General features: G+C 59.4%; 5 protein-coding genes. All 5 read left to right on the top strand.

Annotated features, from left to right (window positions below; all coding sequences use genetic code 11):
- Positions 1-1,074 (top strand): AMP-binding protein (locus PMI18_RS06755; protein WP_007904822.1); only part of this gene is annotated, 1,074 nt, incomplete at its 5' end.
- A 670-nt stretch (positions 1,075-1,744) separates the two neighbouring features.
- Positions 1,745-2,518 carry an ABC transporter substrate-binding protein gene (locus tag PMI18_RS06760; RefSeq protein WP_007904821.1) on the top strand — a complete coding sequence of 258 codons (774 nt, stop codon included), beginning with the start codon at positions 1,745-1,747 and terminating at the stop codon, positions 2,516-2,518.
- Between the two features lie 90 nt (positions 2,519-2,608).
- Positions 2,609-3,298, top strand: coding sequence for an ABC transporter permease (locus PMI18_RS06765; protein WP_007904805.1), 690 nt, complete (start codon positions 2,609-2,611; stop codon positions 3,296-3,298).
- Entirely contained in the window at positions 3,295-3,993 is a 699-nt protein-coding gene (locus PMI18_RS06770) for an ABC transporter permease (protein WP_007904797.1), read from the top strand. The genes PMI18_RS06765 and PMI18_RS06770 overlap by 4 nt, the downstream gene beginning before the upstream one ends.
- 1 nt (position 3,994) lies before the next feature.
- Positions 3,995-4,847 (top strand): succinylglutamate desuccinylase/aspartoacylase family protein (locus tag PMI18_RS06775; RefSeq protein ID WP_007904796.1); only part of this gene is annotated, 853 nt, incomplete at its 3' end.

The raw sequence follows: 4,847 nt of genomic DNA, 5'->3' as shown, positions 1-4,847 counted from the left end.
TACCGTCCGGGCGAAATCTACTGGTGCACCGCCGACGTCGGCTGGGTTACTGGCCACTCGTATATCGTCTACGGCCCGCTGGCCAACGGCGCGACCACGTTGCTGTTCGAAGGCGTACCGAATTACCCGGACATCACCCGGGTGGCGAAGATCGTCGACAAACACAAGGTCAACATTCTCTACACCGCACCGACCGCGATCCGCGCGATGATGGCCTCGGGCACTGCCGCTGTAGAAGGCGCCGATGGCAGCAGCCTGCGTCTGTTGGGTTCGGTCGGTGAGCCGATTAACCCGGAAGCCTGGGATTGGTACTACAAGAATGTCGGCCAATCCCGTTGCCCGATCGTCGATACCTGGTGGCAGACCGAAACTGGCGGCAACATGATGAGCCCGCTGCCGGGCGCTCACGCCCTCAAGCCGGGTTCTGCGGCGCGTCCGTTCTTCGGCGTGGTGCCGGCGCTGGTGGACAACCTGGGCAACATCATCGAAGGCGTTGCCGAGGGTAACTTGGTGATTCTCGACTCGTGGCCAGGCCAGGCGCGTACGCTGTATGGCGACCATGACCGCTTCGTCGACACTTACTTCAAGACGTTCCGTGGCATGTACTTCACCGGTGACGGTGCGCGTCGTGATGCAGACGGTTACTACTGGATCACCGGTCGTGTGGATGACGTGCTCAACGTCTCCGGCCACCGCATGGGCACCGCCGAGATTGAAAGCGCGATGGTCGCGCACCCGAAAGTCGCCGAGGCGGCGGTGGTCGGTGTGCCGCATGACATCAAGGGTCAGGGCATTTATGTCTACGTCACGTTGATCGGTGGCGAAGAGCCAAGCGAGCAATTGCGCCTGGAACTGAAAAACTGGGTGCGTAAGGAAATCGGCCCGATTGCTTCGCCGGATGTGATCCAGTGGGCGCCAGGGCTGCCGAAAACCCGTTCGGGCAAGATCATGCGCCGGATTCTGCGCAAGATTGCGACGGCGGAATACGATGGGTTGGGGGATATTTCGACCCTGGCCGATCCGGGTGTGGTGCAGCATCTGATTGATACGCACAAGACCATGAACGTCGCGTAAGCGCCGATTCTTGAGTCATCGAAGCCCTGTCAGGTGTTGAGCCTGATGGGGCTTTTTCGTATCGATCGTTCCCATGCTCCGCGTGGGAATGCCGCTATGGACGCTCCGCGTCCGCCGTTGACGCTGTGACGCAGAGCGTCACGGGATGCATTCCCACGCGGAGCGTGGGAACGATCAGCGGGAGTGCCAATAATTATCGATGTCCGCCGTAGGCCATTTCCCACTGTTACCCATCCCCCTCCAAGTAACTGAATGTGTAACCGCGCGCTCCGCTACGGGGCGATGGGAAACGCAAAGCCCCGTTTCAGTGCCTCTCAACCTGGCATGAAAAATAAGACACCACGCTGCGCTTGCCGGATTAGAAGGGTTTGCCAATAATAGGCCCGCAATTTGCAATATAGATCGGTTCACTGTCTTTTGCTCTTGCATGAAATTGCAAGGCTGTCAACGCGCTCAAGCGGCTTTCTCAGTGCATCTGTAATTTGTTGTCGCATTGAAGAAATATCGGCTTCGGGCCTGTCGTTAGAATGCCGATCACTTGCTCGTCGTTGCCTGCGTTGAAATCAGCGCACGGTTCCTAGGACGCAGCACCGCTTTGCGGTTTAACCCATTCGCATATTGGGCTGTCGCTCACTCTGCCGTTTTTGCCCTTTACCGATGGAGTCCCAAGATGAAGAAACTTGTGCTGCTTGGCGCCCTGGCACTGTCCGTGCTGTCCCTGCCGACCTTCGCCGATGACAAGCCCGTAAAAATCGGTATCGAAGCAGCTTACCCTCCGTTCGCCTCCAAGGCGCCGGACGGCAGCATCGTGGGTTTCGACTACGACATCGGCAACGCCCTGTGCGAAGAGATGAAGGTCAAGTGCGTGTGGGTCGAGCAAGAGTTCGACGGCCTGATCCCGGCACTCAAGGTGCGCAAGATCGACGCGATCCTGTCGTCCATGTCGATCACCGAAGACCGCAAGAAGTCCGTGGACTTCACCAACAAGTACTACAACACCCCGGCTCGCCTGGTCATGAAGGCCGGCACTCCAGTCAGCGACAGCCTGGCTGAGTTGAAGGGCAAGAACATCGGCGTGCAACGTGGTTCGATCCACGAACGTTTCGCCCGCGAAGTCCTGGCCCCGCTGGGTGCCGAGATCAAGCCTTACGGTTCGCAGAACGAAATCTACCTCGACGTGGCTGCTGGCCGCCTCGACGGCACCGTGGCAGACGCTACCCTGCTGGATGACGGTTTCCTGAAAACCGACGCCGGCAAGGGCTTCGCCTTCGTTGGCCCGGCCTTCACCGACGTCAAATACTTCGGCGACGGCGTGGGTATCGCGGTTCGCAAGGGCGACGCGCTGAAAGACAAGATCAACACCGCGATCACGGCCATTCGCGAGAACGGCAAGTACAAGCAAATCCAGGACAAGTACTTCGCCTTCGATATCTACGGCAAGTAATCGTCCCCGCAACAAGTCCGAAATGGCGCAAGCAACAGGATCTCTGAGGTTTGCGCCATTTTTTCATCCCAACTTTCGAGGACCTGAATCATGTTGAAAGGCTACGGGGCTGTCATCCTCGATGGCGCATGGCTGACGCTTCAGCTCGCCTTGTCGTCCATGGTCCTGGCCATTGTTCTGGGTCTGATCGGCGTTGCGCTGCGTCTGTCCCCGATACGCTGGCTGGCCTGGCTGGGCGATCTGTATTCCACGGTGATCCGCGGTATTCCCGATCTGGTGCTGATCCTGCTGATTTTCTATGGCGGCCAGGACTTGCTCAACCGTGTCGCGCCGATGCTCGGTTATGACGACTACATCGACCTGAACCCGTTGGCCGCCGGTATCGGCACCCTGGGTTTCATCTTCGGTGCGTACCTGTCGGAAACTTTCCGTGGTGCCTTCATGGCAATCCCGAAGGGGCAGGCAGAAGCCGGCATGGCATACGGCATGAGCAGTTTTCAGGTGTTCTTCCGGGTGTTGGTGCCGCAGATGATTCGTCTGGCGATTCCGGGTTTTACCAACAACTGGCTGGTACTGACCAAGGCGACCGCGCTGATTTCGGTGGTCGGTCTGCAAGACATGATGTTCAAGGCCAAGCAGGCGGCAGACGCTACCCGCGAGCCTTTCACCTTCTTCCTCGCAGTGGCGGCGATGTACCTGGTGATCACCAGCGTCTCGTTGCTGGCATTGCGTCACCTTGAGAAGCGCTACTCGGTAGGCGTAAGGGCGGCTGATCTATGATCTTCGACTACAACGTCATTTGGGAGGCCTTGCCGCTGTATTTCGGCGGCCTGATGACCACCCTCAAACTGCTCGCGCTGTCGCTGTTCTTCGGTTTGCTGGCGGCACTGCCGCTGGGGCTGATGCGCGTCTCCAAGCAGCCGGTCGTCAACATGAGTGCCTGGCTGTTCACCTACGTGATTCGCGGCACGCCAATGCTGGTGCAGCTGTTTTTGATCTACTACGGCCTGGCGCAGTTCGAAGCAGTGCGTGAAAGCTTCCTCTGGCCATGGCTGTCCAGCGCCACGTTCTGTGCGTGCCTGGCCTTCGCCATCAACACCAGCGCCTACACCGCTGAAATCATCGCCGGTAGCCTGCGCGCCACGCCGAACGGCGAGATCGAAGCGGCCAAGGCTATGGGCATGTCACGCATAAAAATGTACAAGCGGATCCTGTTGCCGTCGGCCCTGCGCCGGGCACTGCCGCAGTACAGCAACGAAGTGATCATGATGCTGCAGACCACCAGTCTGGCGTCCATCGTGACCCTGATCGACATCACCGGTGCCGCGCGCACGGTCAACGCTCAGTTCTACTTGCCGTTCGAAGCCTACATCACCGCCGGCGTGTTCTACCTGTGCCTGACCTTCATTCTGGTGCGCCTGTTCAAGATGGCCGAGCACCGCTGGCTGGGCTATCTGGCCCCGCGGAAGCACTGATATGGAACGCATCGATCATGTATTGCCGTGGAGCCACCTGGGCAGCGAACGCCGGATTTCGGTGTTCCGCTTCGGCGCTGGCGAGCGCAAGGCCTACATCCAGGCCAGCCTACACGCCGATGAATTGCCTGGGATGCGTACCGCTTGGGAACTGAAAAAGCGCCTGACCGAACTCGAAGCCCAAGGCTTGCTCAACGGCGTGATCGAACTGGTGCCGGTGGCCAACCCACTGGGCCTCGGTCAACTGCTTCAGGGTAACCATCAGGGGCGTTTCGAGGCCGGCAGCGGCAAGAACTTCAACCGGGATTTCGTTGAGCTGAGTGAGCCCGTGGCCGCTGAGCTGCAAGGGCACCTGGGGGATGATCCTCACGCCAATGTCCGTTTGATCCGTGAAACCATGAGCGATGTGCTGGCTGCATTGCCACCGGCTGCCAGTCAGTTGCAAGGCATGCAGCGCATCTTGCTCAGTCATGCCTGCACTGCCGACGTGGTGCTGGATTTGCACTGCGATTGCGAAGCGGCGCTGCACATGTACGCCTTGCCGCAACACTGGCCGCATTGGCGTTCGCTGGCCGCACACTTGAACGTCAAGGTCGGGCTGTTGGCGGAAGATTCCGGCGGCAGCTCCTTTGATGAAGCGTGCTCGCTGCCATGGCTGCGCCTCTCGCGTCTGTTTCCGGATGCGCAGATTCCACTGGCGTGCCTGGCGACGACCATCGAGTTGGGCGGCCAATCCGATACCGGCCGCCCAGAGGCAGAGGCTTACGCCGAAGGCATTCTGGCGTTCCTCGCCGAACAAGGCTTGATCAGCGGTGAGTGGCCAAAACCTGCGCAAGAGGCTTTCGAAGGCCTGC

The organism is Pseudomonas sp. GM102, from assembly GCF_000282555.1.
Taxonomy (GTDB): Bacteria; Pseudomonadota; Gammaproteobacteria; order Pseudomonadales; family Pseudomonadaceae; genus Aquipseudomonas.
The sequence above is the reverse complement of the archived record's forward strand: the minus strand, read 5'-3'. Positions and strand labels throughout refer to the sequence as shown.